Annotated in this window: 19 protein-coding genes; 12 read left to right on the forward strand and 7 right to left on the reverse strand. The window is 73.3% G+C overall.

Annotated elements, in window-relative coordinates; all coding sequences use genetic code 11:
- Genes Pdca_RS04455 through Pdca_RS04475 form a run of 5 tightly spaced genes read left to right on the forward strand, consistent with a single transcriptional unit; the run spans nucleotide 1 to nucleotide 4,604 of the window.
- On the forward strand, nucleotides 1-1,134 hold the full coding sequence (locus Pdca_RS04455) for an LLM class flavin-dependent oxidoreductase (protein ID WP_085915991.1): 1,134 nt from the start codon (nucleotides 1-3) through the stop codon (nucleotides 1,132-1,134).
- Entirely contained in the window at nucleotides 1,131-1,769 is a 639-nt protein-coding gene (locus Pdca_RS04460; protein ID WP_085915990.1) for an amino acid synthesis family protein, read from the forward strand. The genes Pdca_RS04455 and Pdca_RS04460 overlap by 4 nt, the downstream gene beginning before the upstream one ends.
- Nucleotides 1,766-2,323 (forward strand): amino acid synthesis family protein, encoded by a 558-nt coding sequence (locus tag Pdca_RS04465; protein ID WP_085915989.1) that lies wholly within the window; start codon nucleotides 1,766-1,768, stop codon nucleotides 2,321-2,323. Before Pdca_RS04460 ends, Pdca_RS04465 begins: the two co-directional genes overlap by 4 nt.
- Entirely contained in the window at nucleotides 2,320-3,087 is a 768-nt protein-coding gene (locus Pdca_RS04470) for an alpha/beta fold hydrolase (protein WP_085915988.1), read from the forward strand. The genes Pdca_RS04465 and Pdca_RS04470 overlap by 4 nt, the downstream gene beginning before the upstream one ends.
- The gene (locus tag Pdca_RS04475) at nucleotides 3,084-4,604 is read left to right on the forward strand and encodes an aldehyde dehydrogenase (protein ID WP_232021411.1); all 1,521 of its coding nucleotides are present in this window, start codon (nucleotides 3,084-3,086) and stop codon (nucleotides 4,602-4,604) included. Before Pdca_RS04470 ends, Pdca_RS04475 begins: the two co-directional genes overlap by 4 nt.
- A 126-nt stretch (nucleotides 4,605-4,730) precedes the next feature.
- Here Pdca_RS04475 and Pdca_RS35310 read toward each other — a convergent pair whose 3' ends face one another.
- On the reverse strand, nucleotides 4,731-5,102 hold the full coding sequence (locus Pdca_RS35310; protein WP_158092322.1) for a cupin domain-containing protein: 372 nt from the start codon (nucleotides 5,100-5,102) through the stop codon (nucleotides 4,731-4,733).
- 157 nt (nucleotides 5,103-5,259) lie between these two features.
- On the opposite strand from Pdca_RS35310, the gene Pdca_RS04485 reads away from it, so the two are divergent.
- A complete protein-coding gene (locus Pdca_RS04485) occupies nucleotides 5,260-5,985 on the forward strand; it encodes a GntR family transcriptional regulator (RefSeq protein ID WP_085915986.1) in 726 nt (241 codons plus the stop codon).
- An 8-nt stretch (nucleotides 5,986-5,993) separates the two neighbouring features.
- Here the strand turns inward: Pdca_RS04485 and Pdca_RS04490 are convergent, their stop codons facing one another.
- From Pdca_RS04490 to Pdca_RS04505, 4 genes are read right to left on the reverse strand one after another with little or no spacing between them, the layout of a single operon-like run.
- The gene (locus Pdca_RS04490) at nucleotides 5,994-7,088 is read right to left on the reverse strand and encodes an SDR family oxidoreductase (protein WP_085915985.1); all 1,095 of its coding nucleotides are present in this window, start codon (nucleotides 7,086-7,088) and stop codon (nucleotides 5,994-5,996) included.
- Nucleotides 7,085-7,882, reverse strand: coding sequence for a polyphosphate kinase 2 (gene ppk2 / locus Pdca_RS04495; RefSeq protein ID WP_085915984.1), 798 nt, complete (start codon nucleotides 7,880-7,882; stop codon nucleotides 7,085-7,087). Before ppk2 ends, Pdca_RS04490 begins: the two co-directional genes overlap by 4 nt.
- Nucleotides 7,883-7,890: 8 nt before the next feature.
- Nucleotides 7,891-8,598: an SGNH/GDSL hydrolase family protein gene (locus Pdca_RS04500; RefSeq protein ID WP_085915983.1), complete on the reverse strand. Its 708-nt coding sequence runs from the start codon at nucleotides 8,596-8,598 to the stop codon at nucleotides 7,891-7,893.
- 21 nt (nucleotides 8,599-8,619) lie between these two features.
- Nucleotides 8,620-9,324, reverse strand: a complete 705-nt coding sequence (locus Pdca_RS04505) for a mycothiol-dependent nitroreductase Rv2466c family protein (protein WP_085915982.1) — start codon at nucleotides 9,322-9,324, stop codon at nucleotides 8,620-8,622.
- Nucleotides 9,325-9,418: 94 nt separating this feature from the next.
- Between Pdca_RS04505 and Pdca_RS04510 the strand changes: the two genes are divergently transcribed.
- The 4 genes from Pdca_RS04510 to Pdca_RS04525 all read left to right on the forward strand — a co-directional run bounded on the left by Pdca_RS04510 (nucleotide 9,419) and on the right by Pdca_RS04525 (nucleotide 14,407).
- A complete protein-coding gene (locus Pdca_RS04510; protein ID WP_085915981.1) occupies nucleotides 9,419-10,114 on the forward strand; it encodes a response regulator transcription factor in 696 nt (231 codons plus the stop codon).
- A 5-nt stretch (nucleotides 10,115-10,119) separates the two neighbouring features.
- On the forward strand, nucleotides 10,120-11,592 hold the full coding sequence (locus tag Pdca_RS04515; protein WP_085915999.1) for a sensor histidine kinase: 1,473 nt from the start codon (nucleotides 10,120-10,122) through the stop codon (nucleotides 11,590-11,592).
- A 679-nt stretch (nucleotides 11,593-12,271) separates the two neighbouring features.
- Nucleotides 12,272-13,717 carry a S1C family serine protease gene (locus tag Pdca_RS04520; protein ID WP_158092321.1) on the forward strand — a complete coding sequence of 482 codons (1,446 nt, stop codon included), beginning with the start codon at nucleotides 12,272-12,274 and terminating at the stop codon, nucleotides 13,715-13,717.
- Nucleotides 13,718-13,915: 198 nt separating this feature from the next.
- On the forward strand, nucleotides 13,916-14,407 hold the full coding sequence (locus Pdca_RS04525; RefSeq protein WP_373865526.1) for a MogA/MoaB family molybdenum cofactor biosynthesis protein: 492 nt from the start codon (nucleotides 13,916-13,918) through the stop codon (nucleotides 14,405-14,407).
- A gap of 64 nt (nucleotides 14,408-14,471) precedes the next feature.
- Here the strand turns inward: Pdca_RS04525 and Pdca_RS04530 are convergent, their stop codons facing one another.
- Nucleotides 14,472-14,879 carry an antitoxin gene (locus tag Pdca_RS04530; RefSeq protein ID WP_085915978.1) on the reverse strand — a complete coding sequence of 136 codons (408 nt, stop codon included), beginning with the start codon at nucleotides 14,877-14,879 and terminating at the stop codon, nucleotides 14,472-14,474.
- A gap of 159 nt (nucleotides 14,880-15,038) precedes the next feature.
- Here Pdca_RS04530 and Pdca_RS35315 point away from each other — a divergent pair, with 159 nt between their 5' ends.
- Both Pdca_RS35315 and Pdca_RS04540 read left to right on the forward strand, forming a co-directional pair.
- Nucleotides 15,039-15,206 (forward strand): hypothetical protein, encoded by a 168-nt coding sequence (locus Pdca_RS35315; RefSeq protein WP_166665827.1) that lies wholly within the window; start codon nucleotides 15,039-15,041, stop codon nucleotides 15,204-15,206.
- A 5-nt stretch (nucleotides 15,207-15,211) separates the two neighbouring features.
- Entirely contained in the window at nucleotides 15,212-16,054 is an 843-nt protein-coding gene (locus tag Pdca_RS04540; RefSeq protein WP_085915976.1) for an urea carboxylase-associated family protein, read from the forward strand.
- Nucleotides 16,055-16,158: 104 nt separating this feature from the next.
- Here Pdca_RS04540 and Pdca_RS04545 read toward each other — a convergent pair whose 3' ends face one another.
- The gene (locus tag Pdca_RS04545) at nucleotides 16,159-16,824 is read right to left on the reverse strand and encodes an SAF domain-containing protein (protein ID WP_232021413.1); all 666 of its coding nucleotides are present in this window, start codon (nucleotides 16,822-16,824) and stop codon (nucleotides 16,159-16,161) included.
- Nucleotides 16,825-16,919: the final 95 nt, after the last annotated feature.

The raw sequence follows: 16,919 nt of genomic DNA on the forward strand, positions 1-16,919 counted from the left end.
ATGCGTTTCTCCATCTTCCACAACGTCGGCGCACCCGGCCGGCTCGACGACGTCGCGGGCGTCCTCGACGAGATCCGGGAGGTCGCGACCTACGCGGACACAGCCGGCTACCACTCCATCTGGTACACCGAGCACCACTTCGGGCACGAGGGCTACGAGCTCATCCCGAACCCGGTCCAGATGGGCACCGACATCGCCGCCCGGACCTCGCGGATCCGGATCGGCCAGGCCGCCAACATCGTCACCTTCTGGAACCCGGTCCGCCTGGCGGAGGACGTGGCGATGCTCGACCAGCTCTCCGGCGGCCGGGTCGAGGTGGCCGTCGGGCGCGGCCTCTACGGGCGGGAGGCGATGAACCTCAACCCGGTCGCCGACCCGCGCGACCAGGAACAGAACCGTGCCCTGTTCGAGGAGTCGGTGGAGATCCTGCGCAAGGCGTGGAGCGGGGAGTTCTTCTCGCACAGCGGCCGGTTCTTCACCTACCCGCAGCCCGGCATCGAGTGGAGCCACCCGCTGTCGCCGCCGTCGCCGGAGTTCCTGGGCGAGGACGGGACGCTCAACGCGCTGAAGGTCGTCCCGCAGTCGTTCCAGCGTCCGCACCCGCCGTTGCACCAGGTCATCGACACCCCGCGCTCGATCCAGGGGGCCGCCCGGGCCGGGATGAACGGCATCTTCTGGATGCCGCCGATCTCCGAGCTCAAGGGACGGTTCGAGCTGTACCGCGACACCCTGGCCGAGGCGACCGGGGCCGAGCAGGCGCTCGGGTCCGGCCTGTCGCTGGTCCGCGACGTCTACGTCGCCGACACCATGGAGCAGGCGCGGGCCGACTTCGAGGAGGCACTGCTCACCTCCTACCGCTGGATCTGTCACTGGCGCGGGCTGAACAACCTGCGCGAGGTCGGCGAGGACATCACCGGCCGCGAACTCGACTACGACTTCCTCGCCGAGCGGAACCTGCTCGTCGGCACCCCCGACCACGTCGCGGAGAAGGTGCACGAGTTGCAGGAGGAGCTGAACCTGCAGGACCTGCTGCTGTGGACCACCCATCCCGGCCTGACACACGGGAAGGCCATGCGCAGCTTCGAGCTGTTCGCCGAGAAGGTCATGCCCCAGTTCGCCGGCGGCGCCGCGTGACCGGCCCGATCCGCCGCATCGTCACCGTCGTCGAGGAGAGCCTGCGCGAGCTCGGCGAGCCCGTCCGCGTCCCGGTCCGGCGGGTGGCGGCGGTCGCCGTGATCGCCAACCCGTGGCTGGGCCGTGGAATCCAGGACGACCTGTCGCCCGAGGTCGTGGATCTCGCCCCGCGGATCGCGCACGCCCTCTCCGACCGGCTGCTCGCCGTGCTCGGCGGCCCAGACAGGGTGGAAGCCTTCGGCAAGGCCGCGATCGTCGGCCTCGACGGGGAGATCGAGCACGCCGGAGCGCTGATCCACACCCCGTACTTCGGCGACGTGCTGCGCCACCGCACCGATGGCGAGTCGATCATCGTGTTCTCCGACCAGCGCGCCGCAGCCGGAGCACCGCTGACCGTCCCGCTGTGGCACAAGGACCACGCGCCGACCCGTTCGCACTACCAGACCATCACCGTCCGGGTGCCGGACGGCCCGGGCCCCGACGAGATCGCGGTGGTCGCCGCCGCGTCCGACGGCCCGCGCCCGAACGCCCGGATCGGGGACCGGCGCACCGACGCCGCGCCGGCCCGAACCGTCCTGGACGGCCCGACCGGCCGCTCCGCCGTCACCGAGAACCCGATGGAGTCCGTCTCATGAGTGTCACGATCCGCGCCATCCACACCGTCGTCGACGAGATCCACACCGAGGGCGGACGGCCGGTCGAGCCGCCGGCGCGGGTCGCCGTCGTGCTGGCCGTCGTCGAGAACCCGTGGGCCGGCCGCGGCTGGGTGCAGGACCTCGGCCCGACCATCGACGAGGTCGCGCCCGAGCTCGGCAAGCTCCTGTCCGACCGGGTCGTCACCGCCCTCGGTGCCCCGGTGGAAGCGTTCGGCAAGGCCGCGATCGTCGGCCTCGACGGGGAGATCGAGCACGGCTCCGGTCTGATCCACACCCTGAAGTTCGGCAACCACTTCCGGGACGCCGCGCAGGCCACGACGCTGCTGCCGGCCGTCGAGAAGCGGGCCCCGGCCGGGACCGTGTTCGACATCCCGCTCAAGCACGTCACCGACGCGACGATCCGCTCGCACCACCAGACCGTCGAGGCGCGGGTCCCGGACGGCCCGCGCAGCGACGAGATCGTGATCGGACTCGCCGCCGCCGCACAGGGCCGCCCGCAGGCCCGCCTCGCCCCGCTGGCGAGCGAGAAGTGAGCAAGCCGGCCGACGTGATCCTGCTGCACGGTGTGGGGCTCGACCACACGATGTGGGACCGCGTCGCGCCGGAGCTGGCCACCGACGGACGCGCCGTGCACACCCCTGACCTGCTCGGGCACGGTGCCGCCCCGGACGCCCCGCCCGGGACGACCCTCGCCGATCTCGCCGCTCCGGTCGCCGAGCTGCTCGCGGCGGCGCCGCGTCCGGTGCTCCTCGCCGGGTTCTCGCTCGGGGCGCTCGTCGCCACCCGGGTCGCGCTGGACCATCCGGCGCGGATCGCCGCGCTGACCCTGGTCAGCGGCGTCGCCGGACGCACGCTCGCCGAGCGGGAGGCGGTGGTGGACCGGCTGCGGTCCGCCCGTGCGGACCTGGACGCGACGTTCGACGCGGCGGTCCGACGGTGGTTCTCACCGGAGTGGTCCGCGGCGGAGCCCGATCTTGCGGTACGGGTGCGGGCGACGCTGGCGACCAACCGGCCCGGCTCCTATCTGGCCTGCTACGACGTGTTCGCGCGTGCCGACGCCGAGCTGTGGGCGGAACTGCCCCGGCTCGTCCCACCGGTCACCGCGATCACCGGCGCCGACGATCCCGGCTCGACCCCGGCGATGTCCGAGGCACTCGCGGCCCGCGTTCCCGACGGCCACGCGGTGATCGTTCCCGGTGCCCGGCACCTCCTGCCGCTGGAACGTCCGGATGCCGTCGTCGCCGCAGTCCGGCACCGCTCAACGACCGACCCGTCCACAGGAGCACTGGTCCCATGACCGCTATGTCCACCGTCCCCGCCGCCACTCCGGCGACGTTGCCGCGACACGACCATCTGATCGGTGGCGAGCACGTCCCGCCGGCCGGCGGGGAGTACCTGAGCAGCGACAACCCCACCACCGGGCAGCCCTGGTACGAAGCCGCCCGGGGCACGGCGGCCGATGTCGAACGCGCCGTGGACGCCGCGACCCGGGCCTTCGAGTCGCCCGCCTGGCGCCGGATGTCGCAGACCCGCCGGGGCGCCCTGCTGCGCCGGATGGGGGAGCTGGTCGGCGAGCACGCCGACGAGCTGGCGCGCGTCGAGAGCACCGACAACGGCAAGCTGCTGCGTGAGATGACGGCGCAGCTCGCAGGCCTTCCCGAGTACTTCTTCTACTACGCCGGCCTCGCGGACAAGATCCACGGCGAGACGATTCCGGCGAGCAGCGTCGACGTCCTCAACTACACCCGCCGGGAACCGGTCGGTGTGGTCGGCGCCATCACCCCGTGGAACTCCCCGCTCACGCTGACGGTCGCGAAGCTGGCACCACTGCTGGCCTGCGGGAACACCGCCGTCGTGAAACCGTCGGAGTACACCAGCGCCTCGATGCTCGCGCTCGCGCCGCTGTTCGCCGAGGCCGGCTTCCCGGACGGCGTCGTCAACGTCGTCACCGGCCTGGGCGGTGAGGCGGGTGCCCCGCTGGTCGACCACCCGGGCGTCGCGAAACTGTCCTTCACCGGCAGCACCGCCACCGGCGCCCGGATCGCCGAGCACGCCGGCCGCCGGCTGGTCCGGGCCGGTCTCGAGCTGGGCGGCAAGTCACCCCAGCTGGTGTTCTCCGACGCCGACGTGGCGAGCGCGGCGAACGGCGTGATCGCCGGGATCTTCGCCGCTGCCGGCCAGACCTGCATCGCCGGCAGCCGGGTGCTGGTGCACCGCTCGGTCTACGACGAGCTCGTCGAGCGGGTCGTGGACAGGGCCCGCACGATCCGGATCGGCGACCCGCTCGATCCCGCCACCGAGCTCGGCCCGCTGGCGATGCCGGCCCAGCTCGCCAAGGTCGAGGAGTACGTGGCCGCCGGGCGTTCCGACGGCGGGACGGTCGCGTTCGGCGGCGGCCGGCCGGACACCGGACTCGGTGGCTGGTTCCACGAACCCACCGTGTTCACCGGGCTCGGGAACGACAGCCGGATGTGCCGCGAGGAGATCTTCGGGCCGGTCGTCGCGATCATGCCGTTCGACGACGACGCGGAGGCGCTGCGCATCGCCAACGACTCCAGCTACGGCCTCGCGGCCGGGATCTGGACCCGTGACCTGGCCCGCGCGCACCGGGCCGCCGCCGCCCTCGACGCCGGGACGGTGTGGGTGAACATGTACCGCGCGATGTCACCGATGTCGCCGCGATCGGGCTTCAAGACCTCCGGCATGGGAGTCGAGCACGGCACCGAGGTCGTTCGCGAGTACACGCGCCTGAAGAGCGTGTGGATCAACACCAGCGACGAGCCCGCGGGCGACCCGTTCGTCCTGCGGTCCTAGTCGTACCCGGCCATCGCATCGGCGGCGGGCGGCCGGGCGGCGGGAGCCCGCGCCCGGTGTCGCCGTCGCGCCGGGCGGGACCGAGATGCCGCACGACGACGTGCTGCCACCTGCCGGGGCGGCCGGCTATCCGAGGAGGTGGCTCTCGCCGGGGCCGGTCACCGACAGGTGCGTCATCCCCTCGGCGGCATCGGCGAGGTGCCGGTGCCGGCGCCCCCGGTCCACGACGACGGTGTCGCCGGCGGTGAGCGGGACGGTGTCGCCGTCGTCGTAGTCGACCAGGCCCGCCCCGGCCGTCAGGACGAGGACCTGGTCGGTGTCGTGGCTGTGCCAGACCGTGCCCGCGCCGGGGTCGAACGTCGTCGCCAGCACGGTCAGGTCGCCGGCCCGCCCGCCGGGCCGGGCGAACCGGGCGCGGACCCGGCCGACGAACATCGGCTGGTCGCTGCAGTCGATCTCCGGGACGTCCGGAGTGGCGGGGAAGCGGGGTACGGCCACGGGGACCCTCCGATCGTAGTGTTCTTGCATGCAATTACGCCGGTCGTCGTGCGTGTAGGAAGCCTGACGACGACGTGTTTCCCGAACCTCGCCGCGTGCGGCTGTGGCTCCGGCGGTTCGTTGTGCCGATTCTGACATGCAAGATAGGTTGGTCGTCATGACATCGGTCCCGGGGCAGGGCGCAGCGGCCACGACCGGCGGCGCCCGCGGCGCCCAGGCCCGGGTGCTGGACGGTCTGCGCGCGGCCATCGTCGACGGCGCGCACGGCCCGGGACAGTCGCTGTCGGAGGTGGCCCTCGCCACCGAGTACGAGGTCTCCCGCACCCCGGTCCGCGAGGCCCTCAAACAGCTGCAGATCGAGGGCCTCGTCGAGATCCGGCCGCGGGTCGGCACGTTCGTGCGGGTGCCGACCCGGCGTGAGCTCGTCGAGCTGTTCGAGCTCAAGGAGATGCTGGAGGGGATGGGCGCGCGGTTGCTGGCCGGGCGTGGGGACATCCCCGTTCTCGACGAGCTCGCGGAGAACCTGGAGCGGTCGGGGGAGGCGGTGGCTCGTGATGATGCCGGGGCGTATGCGCGGCTGGTGCACGAGTTCCACGAGCTGTTGGTGATCGGTGCGGACAATTCTCGGCTGGTTGCGCATTACCGGACGTTGATGAACCAGCTCGCGTATCACCGGCTGGTGTCGGCGTCGTTGACCCGGCCCGGCCGGCTCGGTGCGTCGTTGGCCGAACATCGGCGTGTGCTGGAGCTGGTTCGTGAGAAGGACGGGTTCGGTGCCGAGTTCGCCATGCGTGATCACGTCCGCTCCAGCGAGCGGGCCGCGATGTCGGTCGAGGACCCGCTCGGGACGAACGCGCCCGACGGCCCGCCGGAGCTCGGCTGACCGTCCCCTCACACCATCGCGGCGCTACCCAGCCCCGGATTGCGCAGGAAGAACGTGACCATCGCGTCGACATGGTCGTCGAACGCCGGGCACCGCACCCCGACCTCGTCGAGCAGCGCGGTCGTCGCCGCGACGTCGTAGCGGGTGGGGTGGGTGAGGTAGTCCAGGGTGCTCGACGGCACCCGGAACAGCCTGCCCACCCCGGGCACCCGGTCGATCGAGAACGCCGCGAGCCCGGTCGGCATCGGCACCGTCCGCAGTCGCTTCCCGAGCCGGTCGGCGAACACCTCGCACATCCGGGTCACCGTCGGCGGGTCCGGCTGGGCGAGCGCGACGGTCCGGTTCAGCGCCCCGTCGTGCCCGGCGAGCGCGGCGATCGCGTCCACGACGAAGTCCGACGGCACCAGGTTGAACTGCGTGCGCGCCGCTCGGCCGGGCAGCGGCACGGCCGCCGTCACGCCCTGCCGGGCCAGCAGTTGCAGCAGGTAGTAGGGCCCGTCGAATTTCTGGGTCGCCCCGGTGGCCGAGTCACCGACCACGATGGACGGCCGGTACACGGTCACCGGCAGGCCCGCGTCACGTGCGCGGGCGACGACCCGTTCGGCCTCGTGCTTGGTGTGGTCGTAGTGGTTCGCGAACGGCTGCCCGAGCTCCAGGTCGGTCTCGGCGAACAGGCCGTCGTAGCGGCCGGAGACGTAACAGGTGGACACGTACTGGAGCCGGGTCAGCGAGGTCGCGGCCCGGGCGAACGCCACGACGTTCCGGGTGCCCTCGACGTTCACCCGCCAGGCGAGGTCGGCCGGCACCGACAGGTCGTAGACGGCGGCCAGGTGGAAGATCTCCAGCGGTCCGGCGAGCAGCCGGGCACGCTCGTCGTCGGGCAGGCCGAGCCCCGGCACGGTGATGTCGCCGACGACGAGATCGGTGCGGCCGGCGATCGCCGGGTCGTCGCGCTCGATCCGGGCCAGAGCCGCCCGTGCCTGGTCGGCGAAGCGCTCCTGCACCAGCGCGACCGCGCGCGCGTCCGGCGCGCGGTGCAGCGTCCGCGGGAGCAGGGCCGACCCGAGGAAGCCCGGGAAGCCGGTGATGAGGACGACGCTCACAGCAGGGTCGCCGCGTGGTCCGGGACGTCGCGCTGGACCTCCCGCGGCGGCCGCTCGTAGTTGCCCGAGCTCTTCCGGTCCGGCAGCGTCAACACCTTGCGCTCCACCGGTTCCCACGGCACCGACGACAGCAGGTGGTGGATCATGTTGATCCGCGCGTTGCGCTTCTGCTCGGCCTCCACGATCCACCACGGCGCGTGCTCGGTGTCGGTGTGCACGAGCATGTCGTCGCGGGCCTTGGAGTAGTCGTCCCAGCGGGTCATCGACTCCAGGTCCATCGGCGACAGCTTCCACTGCTTCAGCGGGTTCTCCAGCCGCTCGGCGAACCGCCGGGCCTGCTCGTCGGCGCTCACCGAGAACCAGTACTTCCGCAGGTGGATGCCCTCGTCGACGAGCAGCTGCTCGAACACCGGTGCCTGCCGCAGGAACAGCCGGTACTCGGCGTCGGTGCAGAATCCCATGACCCGCTCGACGCCGGCGCGGTTGTACCAGGAGCGGTCCAGCAGGACGATCTCCCCGGCCGCGGGCAGGTGCTCGATGTAGCGCTGGAAGTACCACTGGGTCCGCTGCCGCTCGGTCGGCGCCGGCAGCGCGACGATCCGGCAGAACCGCGGATTGAGGTACTGGCTGACCCGCTGGATCGCGCCGCCCTTACCGGCCGCGTCCCTGCCCTCGAAGGCGACGACGATCCGTGCGCCGGTCGCCCTGACCCATTCCTGCATCTTCAGCAGCTCACCCTGCAGGTGCAGCAGCTCCGCCTCGTACACCTTGCGCGGCAGCTTCTCGGTCGCCATCGGACCACCTAACCAGAGCGACGCGGCCGGTACCCGGCGCGACGCAGCGCTTCGGTGAAGACCTCCGCGATCGCGTGGTAGCCACGGTCGTTCGGGTGGAACCGGTCGGAGGCGAGCTTGCCCCGCCAGTGCCGGGTCCGCGGGTCCCGCAGTTCGGCGAGCACCAGCCCGCGGCGCCGCACCGCGTCGTCGATCAGGCCGTTGACCTGCAGCGCCGCCGCGAACGTCCCCGGCTGGTTCCCGATCACGGTGCCGCGCGGGAGCCGGTCGAGCAGCCGCACGTAGCGGTCACCGATCCCGTCCTGGTGCCGCGGCTGCATCAGGTCGTTCGACCCGACCAGGCAGACCAGCAGGTCCGGTGCCAGCCGCAGGGCCGCCGGGAGCTGGCGGTCCAGCACGTCGTCGACCCGGGCGCCGTACTGCGAGAGGTTGACCAGCCGCCACGACGAGCCGAGCGCCGGGGCGAGCCGGCCCGCCCAGCCGCCCTCCGGCCCGGACGCCCCGATCCCCTGGGCCATCGAGTCGCCGAGTGCGACACAGAGCGGGCCGTTCCGGCGCAGCTCGGCCCGGTTGCGTTCCTGCCAGAACTCGGCGTACGGCTCGATCTGGCTCTGCACCCGCCGGATACCGGGCAGCACCCGGGACGCGAGCGTGATCAGCCGCCCGGGCGGGCGGCCGGTCCGGTTCGAGAAGCCGAGCTCTCCCGGGTCGGTCACGGACGCCAGTGAAGCAGAACCTCAGCGCACGCTCGTCTCGCCGCGGGCGATCCGCGCGGTGAGCGGGGTCTCCGGGAACGAGCGCAGGCCCCGCTTGAGCTCGGCGAAGCCGGGCCAGGTGGCGAGGGTGAACACGGCGTCCCACAGCCGCAACGCGTCCTCACCGAACGGCACCGTGTCGATCACCGGGCCGAACAGCCCCGGCCCGTCCGGCGGGGTGAACGCCAGTACCGGGGTCCCGACGTCGTCACCGCAGCGCCTGCGGACCTCGGCCACGTTGTCGCGCAGCCCGGCGTCGAGCCCGTCGTCCTGCGCGGCGTCGGCGAGCCCGGGCGACAGTCCGAACCTCTCCAGCACCGGACCCAGGTCGCGCTGCTGCGCCATCACCTGCATCACCGGGTTGAAGCCGTCACCGTCCGGGGCCTCGGTGTCCCACACCAGCTCGCCGAACGCGGTGTAGAGGTCGCCGACCACCTCGGGGCCGTGCTTCGCCTCCGCGGCCGCGATCACCCGCAGCATCTCCAGCCCGCGCCGGTGCGACTCCGGGTAGGCGTCGGAGACCTTCAGCCGCTCCTCGTAGGAGATCCCCTCGTTGAGCAGCGCGAGCGGCAGCGGACGCCAGCTCACCGCGATCTCGCGCTGCCTGCCGACCTCCACCACCCAGCGCGAGGTGACCCAGCAGAACGGGCAGATCGGGTCGAAGAAGAACTCGAACTCGTCGGTCATACCGGACGACTACCCGGGTGAGCGGCAGATCCACACCCGCACCGATCAGCTCCCGCTCAGACCTCTCTCAGGAGACTGGGCGAGACTGGGCGGCATGCGCATTCTGGTCGTCGACGACGACAAGGCGGTCCGGGACTCGCTGCGCCGGTCGCTGGCCTTCAACGGCTATCAGGTCGCCCTCGCCGAGGACGGCCAGGCCGCGCTGGACATGATGCTCACCGATCGCCCGGACGCACTCGTCCTCGACGTGATGATGCCGCGGGTCGACGGGCTGGAGGTCTGCCGACGGCTGCGCAGCGCGGGCGACTCGCTGCCGATCCTGGTGCTGACGGCGCGGGACGCGGTGTCCGACCGGGTCGCCGGGCTCGACGCGGGTGCCGACGACTACCTGCCCAAGCCGTTCGCGCTGGAGGAGCTGCTGGCCCGGCTGCGTGCGTTGCTGCGCAGGCGGACCCCAGATCCGGACGAGGCCGGCGGGGCGAGCGCCGCGCTGACCTTCGCCGATCTGTCGCTGGACCCCGACACCCGTGAGGTCACCCGGGGCAGCCGGCCGATCAGCCTCACCCGCACCGAGTTCTCGCTGCTCGAGCTGCTGATCGCACATCCGCGCCGGGTGCTGACCCGCGCGCAGATCCTGGAGCAGGTCTGGGGCTACGACTTCCCGACCAGCGGCAACGCGCTCGAGGTGTACGTCGGCTACCTGCGTCGCAAGACCGAGGCCGACGGTGAGCCCCGCCTGATCCACACCGTGCGCGGCGTCGGATACGTGCTGCGGGAGTCGCCGCCGTGAGCGGGATCCGGTCGCAGATCAGCGCGTCGCTGCGGCTGACCCCGACCGAGGAGCGCGCGGAGCGGTGGTGGCGCCGGACGCACGGTGCCGACGAGCGCGAGCGGTTCACCCTGCGCGCCCGGATCGGGGTGCTGGCGGCGCTGGTCGCCGCGGCGATGGTGCTGATCGTGTCGATGGCGGCGTTCCTGGTCGTCCGGCAGAACCTCACCAGCTCGCTCGACGAGAGCCTCCGCCAGCGCGCCTACCTGGCCGCGCAGAGCGACCTGATCAACCCGCAGCTGCTGGCGACGCTGCCGCCGGCCGTCCTCGGCGCGGCCGATCTGCACATCGCGTTGCTGTACTCGTCGGGCGTCTACACCTCGGCCGACGAGTCGTCGATCCCGCCGGTGGGAGAGCCGGAGCTGGCCGTCGCCCAGGGCGGCCCGACCCAGCCGGGGCGCACCGAGATCCTGGACGGTGTCCCGTACCGGGTCGTCGCCGTGCGCGCCGACGAGGGGCGCGCGCTCGTCATCGCGCAGCAGCTGGACACCATCACCAAGGTGGTGGCCCGGATGGGGACCGCGCTGCCCCTGGTCGGGCTCGGTGGGGTGGTGCTGGCCGCGCTGGCCGGTGTCGCCGTCGCGCGGACCGGTCTGCGGCCGGTGCAGCGGCTGACCGCGGCGACCGAGCGGGTCGCGAGCACCGGCGACCTGCGGCCGATCCCGGTCGCCGGGTCGGACGAGCTGGCCCGGCTGACGCAGTCGTTCAACGCGATGCTCGGTGCTCTCGCCGCGTCCCGGGAGCAGCAGCGCAGGCTCGTCGCCGATGCCGGGCACGAGCTGCGGACCCCGCTGACCTCGCTGCGCACGAACCTGGAGCTGCTCACCGCTGCGGACCGGGCGGACACCCCCGAGCTCCCCGCCGACGACCGGGTGGAGCTGCTCGACGACGTCCGCGCCCAGGTCGAGGAGCTGTCGCACCTGGTGGGGGACCTGGTGGAGCTGGCCCGTGACGACGCCCCGACGATGACGACCGAGGCGCTCGAGCTGAGCGAGATCGTCGAGCGGGCGTTGGCACGGGTCCGCCGGCGCGCGGGGGAGACCGAGTTCGACGTCCACCTGACCCGGTGGATCCTCGACGGCGACGCCAGCGCGCTCGAGCGCGCCGTGCTGAACCTGCTCGACAATGCCGTGAAGTGGAGCCCGCCCGGCGGGCGGGTGCGGTTGTCGATGATCCCGATCGCCGCGGAGTGGATCGTGATCGAGGTCGCCGACGAGGGAAACGGCATCGCCGCGGAGGACCTGCCGCACGTGTTCGACCGCTTCTACCGCGCGGACACCTCGCGCACCATGCCCGGATCCGGGCTCGGCCTGTCGATCGTGGCGCAGGCGGCGTCCCGGCACGGTGGCGAGGTGCGCGCCGGGAGCGCCCCGGAGGGGGGCGCGATGCTGTCGATGGCGCTACCGGGCCGATACGTGGCGGAACCCGACAGCCCATAGCCTGGAGGGGTGACGGTCCGGGCGGTCGGACCGTGCAGGCGACGTGACGGACGGTGGACGCATGGCCCAGGAGAACCCGCCCGACGAGAGCCCCGGAACGGACGGCTCGTCGGGCCCGGAGGGCTCCGGGGACGCGTCCGACGCGACGGGCCACGACGTGGTGCGTGACCGGAGCGACGGTGGGAACGGCGCTGCGGGCACCGGGCCGGGGATCGACCGGGCCGGCGGTGGGCCGCGGGACGCGGCACACCCGGCGCCGGATGACACGGCAGGTGTCGACACAGCCGGCGCCGGCGCAGCAGGTGCCGACACAGCCGGTGCCGGTGCAGCCGGTGGCGGTGCAGCCGGTGGCGGTGCAGCAGGTGCGGCCACGGCTGGTGCCGACGCCGACGGTGCGGCACAGGATGGTGCGGCACGCGGTGGCGCGGCACGGGACGGTGCTGTTGCGGCGCACGGCGCGGCCGGCGCGATGCCGGCCGGTGCAGCCGGGACCGGTACCGGGACGGCGGACACCGGGGCAGCCGGCGGCGGCACCTCGGCGGGGACCGACGGCACGGCCGGTGCCCCGGGCGATCACGCCGCCGGTGCGCTGAGCGATCCTGCCGGTGCCCTGGGAGATCACGCCGGCACCGCAGGCACCGGCACCGTAGGCTCCGTGCGCGAGGGCACGGCCGGTTCTGTGCCTGAGGGCGCCGCCCGTTCCGCGGGGGACAGCGCTGCCGGCTCCCGGGGTGACGGTGCCGACGGCACGGCCGGTCCCGAGCGTGACGGCGTCGCCGGCTCCGAACACGGCGACGCGGCCCGGCAGGCATCCGCGCCCGATCCGGCGTGGCCCGGTACCGCTGCCGCCCAGCAGGGGACGGCACCGGGCCAGGACCCACCGACCGACCGCTGGGAGATCCCGGCCAACCCGTGGGCCCGCCCCGGCACCCCGCCCCCGGAGTACGCGGGGGAGCGCCACCTGCCGTACCCGCCGCCCTACGGCGCGGCGCCCTACCCCGGCACGGCGGCCTACCCGACCGAGCAGCAGCCCCATCCGTACGCGAGCGGGGTGGCGCAACCGCCACCGAGCCGGCCCCGGCGCACGATCGCGCTGATCGTCGGGGGGCTCATCCTCGCGCTGGTCGCGGGCGCCATCGGCGGGGCGATCGGGGCGGACATCTCCCGGTCGTCGGCGTCCGGCGGCGGGGTGCTCGCCGATCCGGTGCCCGATGTCGAGTCCGATCTGCCGGTGACCCCGGTCGAGGCGGTCGCCGCGCGGGTCCTGCCGAGCGTGGTGCAGCTGCGGGTGGAGGGCGGCGCCGGCAACAACGGCGGCCGCGGTGAGGGCTCCGGCATGGTGATCAGCGACGACGGCCTGATCCTCACCAACAACCACGTCGTCGAGCCTGCCGCGGCGGGCGGGACGTTGCGCGCGGTCCTGCAGGACGGCCGGGTCGCCGTCGGGTCGATCGTCGGCCAGGACTCGCAGTCCGACGTCGCGCTGGTCCGGGTGCAGCTGGCCGGTCTCGTCCCGGTGGAGCTCGGGAACTCCGACGGGGTCCGGGTCGGCCAGCAGGTCACCGCGATCGGCTCGCCGCTCGGGCTGGGTGGCTCGGTCACCACCGGTATCGTCTCCGCGCTGGACCGCGCGGTGAGCGTCGGCGGCGATGCGGGCAACGAGTCGACCGTGCTCAACGCCATCCAGACCGACGCGGCCATCAACCCGGGCAACTCGGGCGGTCCGCTCGTCGACATGGAGGGCCGGGTCGTCGGCATCAACTCGGCCATCGCGACGGCCGGCCCGGGCGGCGGCTCGATCGGCGTCGGCTTCTCGATCCCGATGAACCAGGCCCGGCGGATCGCCGATCAGCTGCGGACCGGTGGCCCGGCAACGCACTCCGTGCTCGGCGTCGAGGTGACCGACGATCCGCAGCTGGGCGGGGCGCGGATCCAGACCGTCAGCCCGGGTGGTGCGGCCGAGCAGGCGGGTCTGGTCCCGCAGGACCTGGTGGTGCGCCTCGGCGACCAGCGGATCTCCACCGGGACGGATCTGCAGGCTGCGGTCCGCTCCCAGCCGCCGGGGACCTCCGTCGAGCTGCAGCTGGAGAACCGGACGGTCCAGGTGACCCTCGGGGAGCAGTGACCGCACGGGGCCGGCCGGGGGAGCGACCTGGATCTCGTTGACGTGTGAAAGACCGGCGTGATGGGCTGGCCCGGTGTTCGATGGTGCCCCGTCGAACGCGAACCGGAGCGTCGTGCCGGTGCGGGTTCCCCCTCTCCGTACCGGCACGGCCTCCCCCCGGGAGTGTGCTGGGCCCGGCGTTAGGGTGAGGGGATGGAGATGTCGGATCCGCAGATCGGTCGTGCCCTCGTGGTGATCGTCGACGACCGGGTGAGTGCCGGTGAGCGGTCCGACGCCACCGGCCCGCTGGTCACCGAGTTGCTGGAGGAGGCGAACTTCGTCGTCGACGGCGTGGTGAGCGCCCCCGGCGACGTGGTCGCCATCCGCAGCGCGCTGAACACCGCTGTCATCGGTGGCGTCGACCTGGTGGTGACCGTCGGCGGGACCGGCGTCTCGCCGCGTGACGTCACCCCGGACGCGACGACCGGCGTCCTGGACCGGCCGGTGCCGGGCATCGCCGAGGCGATCCGCGCCTCCGGCCTGGCCGCCGGAGCGGTCGACGCCGGGGTGTCCCGTGGTGTCGTCGGTGTCTCCGGCAGCACGCTGGTGGTGAACCTGGCCGCCTCGCGGGCTGCGGTGCGTGACGGCATGGCAACGGTCACCCCGCTCGTGCCGCACGTGATCTCGGAGCTGTCCGGCCTGGACGCCTGATCCCCCGCTGACCCGGACGGGCCCCGGCGGAGTCACTCCGTGCGGGGCCCGCCGTTCGTGCGGATCAGCTCGCCGGAGGCGGCGGAACCGGTGGGACGTCGCCGTCCTTCCGGTCGTCCGAGGCGGACGGCTGGGACGCGGCCGGGTTGCCGTCGGGCTTGAGCGCGTCGCCACCCGGCGGAGCGGGCGGCACCGGCGGGACCCCGTCGGTGTGCGTGCCGGCGCCGGGGGCGGTCCCGGTGTCGTTCCGGAGCGCCTCCTCGACCTTGCCCTTGACGCCGTCGATCTGCTCGGAGTACTTGCCGCCGGTGGCGTGATCGACCCGCTCGGCAGCCTTCTCGACCAGCGGACCGGCCTTCTCCCGGGCCTTCTCCAGATGTGGTCCGGCCTTCTCCTTCGCCTTCTCCAGGTGCGGCGCGGCCTTCTCCAGTGCGTTCTCCGCAGCCTCGCGGGCCTTGTCCAGGAACCCCATGTCCGCCTCCCCTCCTCGTCGGGCCCGCCACGGTCGCGGGCGTGTTGCGTCACGGCCGACTCCATGGTGGCACCGTGCGACGGCCCGGTGGGGTCGCGACGGCACACCACGGCCTCCTGCAACGTGATCGACATCTGCGGGCACGGCACCATGGACGCCATGACCGAACCAGCGGACCGCCGGCGCAGGCGGATCGAGGACATCTTCGGCGACGACCCGGTCGGTACCTCCGACGAGCGCTCCGACGGCGGCTCCGCCGAGGAACGCGACGACCGCGACCCGGACCGCTGGTTCACCGAGAACCGGCCGCCGCACCACGGAGGCTGAGCACGATGGGACCGACGGATGCGGCCTACCAGGCCGGCCCGGGATCGCCGCTGCACGTCGATCGCGACCTCTACGGCCCGATCGGCGACGACACGGCGGGCCGCACCCTGGTCGAGGAGTTCGAGATCCCGATCCGCTCCGGCCGGGCGTGGACCGTGCCCGCGGGGCACGTCGTACGGCTGTACACCGTGGAGGGACCGCAGGTCGGCGACCTCAATCTGTGGCACCGGGACAACCCGCGGGAACGGTTCTGGGCGGCGCGCACCCGTCAGCTGCACGCGGCGCATGTCACCCGGTTCGACCGGTTGTGGTCGACGCTGCCCTATCTGCGGCCGCTGGCGACGATCGTCGCCGACACGCTGGAGCGCTACGGCGTCGACGACCACGGCGGCCGGGTGCACGACACGCTCGGCTCGCGCTGCGACCCCTACGTGAACCGGATGCTGACCGGCGCCGACTTCGACTTCCACTGCCACTCGAACCTGGTCCGGGCGGTCGCACCGTACGGGCTCACCGAGTTCGATGTGCACGACGTGCTCAACGTCTTCCAGTGCACCGGGCTGAACGAGCGCGACCAGTACTTCATGAAGGCGTGCCCGGCCCGGCCCGGGGACTTCATCGAGCTGTTCGCCGAGGTGGACCTGCTCGCGGCGCTGTCGACCTGCCCCGGTGGTGACCTGTCGATCCCGATGTGGGGCCCGGATGCCCGGGACCCGATCGAGGTCTGCCGGCCGATCGGGGTGGCGGTGTACGCGGTCGACGACGCGCTGCTGCAGGGATGGGAGCCACCTGCGCGCGCCGCGTACGCCGGAGCGCACGGCACCGGGCTGGTGTCCCGCCCGTACTGACCGCGCCACCGACTGGGCCACCGGCGGCGCCACCGGCCGCGCCACGGGCGGCGTCATCCGCAGCGTCATCCACCGGGCCACCGGGCGTGCCCCCGGCCGGGCGGTCATCGCAGCGTCACCGTGACCTCTCCGGCCAGGGTCGCCGCGGCGACCGCGGTGGCCTCGGCCTCGGGCAGCGCGACCAGCACCAGCGGCCCCGGGCCGGTCCCGGTCCCGGATCCGGGACCGGCCGGCGTGTCGGGCAGCACGGCGACGACACCGGCCCGGGCGGCCAGCACCCGGGGCCCCTCCGGCCCGCCCGCGATCACATCGACCCGGGTGCCCGGGGTCAGGAGCGCCGCGACCGCGGGATCGGCCGGACGCACCGGCACCGCGGAGGCACCGGGGCCACCGGTCCGCTCGGCGAGACCCGGCCCGACCAGGCGCAGGTCGGTGATCGGCTCGCCGGCCCGAACCGGGCCGGCCGGCACCCGGCCGCCCGCTTCCGCCACGGTCCGCAGCACCCCGCCGGGGACCAGCGCGGCCGGCCACCCGGACACCGCGACGTCGGCAGGCCCGATCGGGCTGCCCGCCGCCAGATCATGGGCGGCGACCAGCACCGGCAATCGCTCGTCGGCCGGATCGGGGAGCAGCGCGACCACCAGCGCCGCGACTGCGAGCACCGCCGCGAGCGCCCGGCGCAACAACAGCGCCCGTGCCCAGGACGGGCCGTGCGTGATTCCCGGCAGCACCCTGTCCCAGGGTCTGCGGGACCGCTGATCGTCGTCCATCCGTCCGCCCTCCGGATCCGGCCACGGATCGACGGTAAGGCGGAAAAAGGTGGTTCAGGAGGTGGACCGCCGACCTGTGGACAACCGGACGGCCT

The sequence above is a fragment of the Pseudonocardia autotrophica genome, from assembly GCF_003945385.1.
GTDB lineage: Bacteria > Actinomycetota > Actinomycetes > Mycobacteriales > Pseudonocardiaceae > Pseudonocardia > Pseudonocardia autotrophica.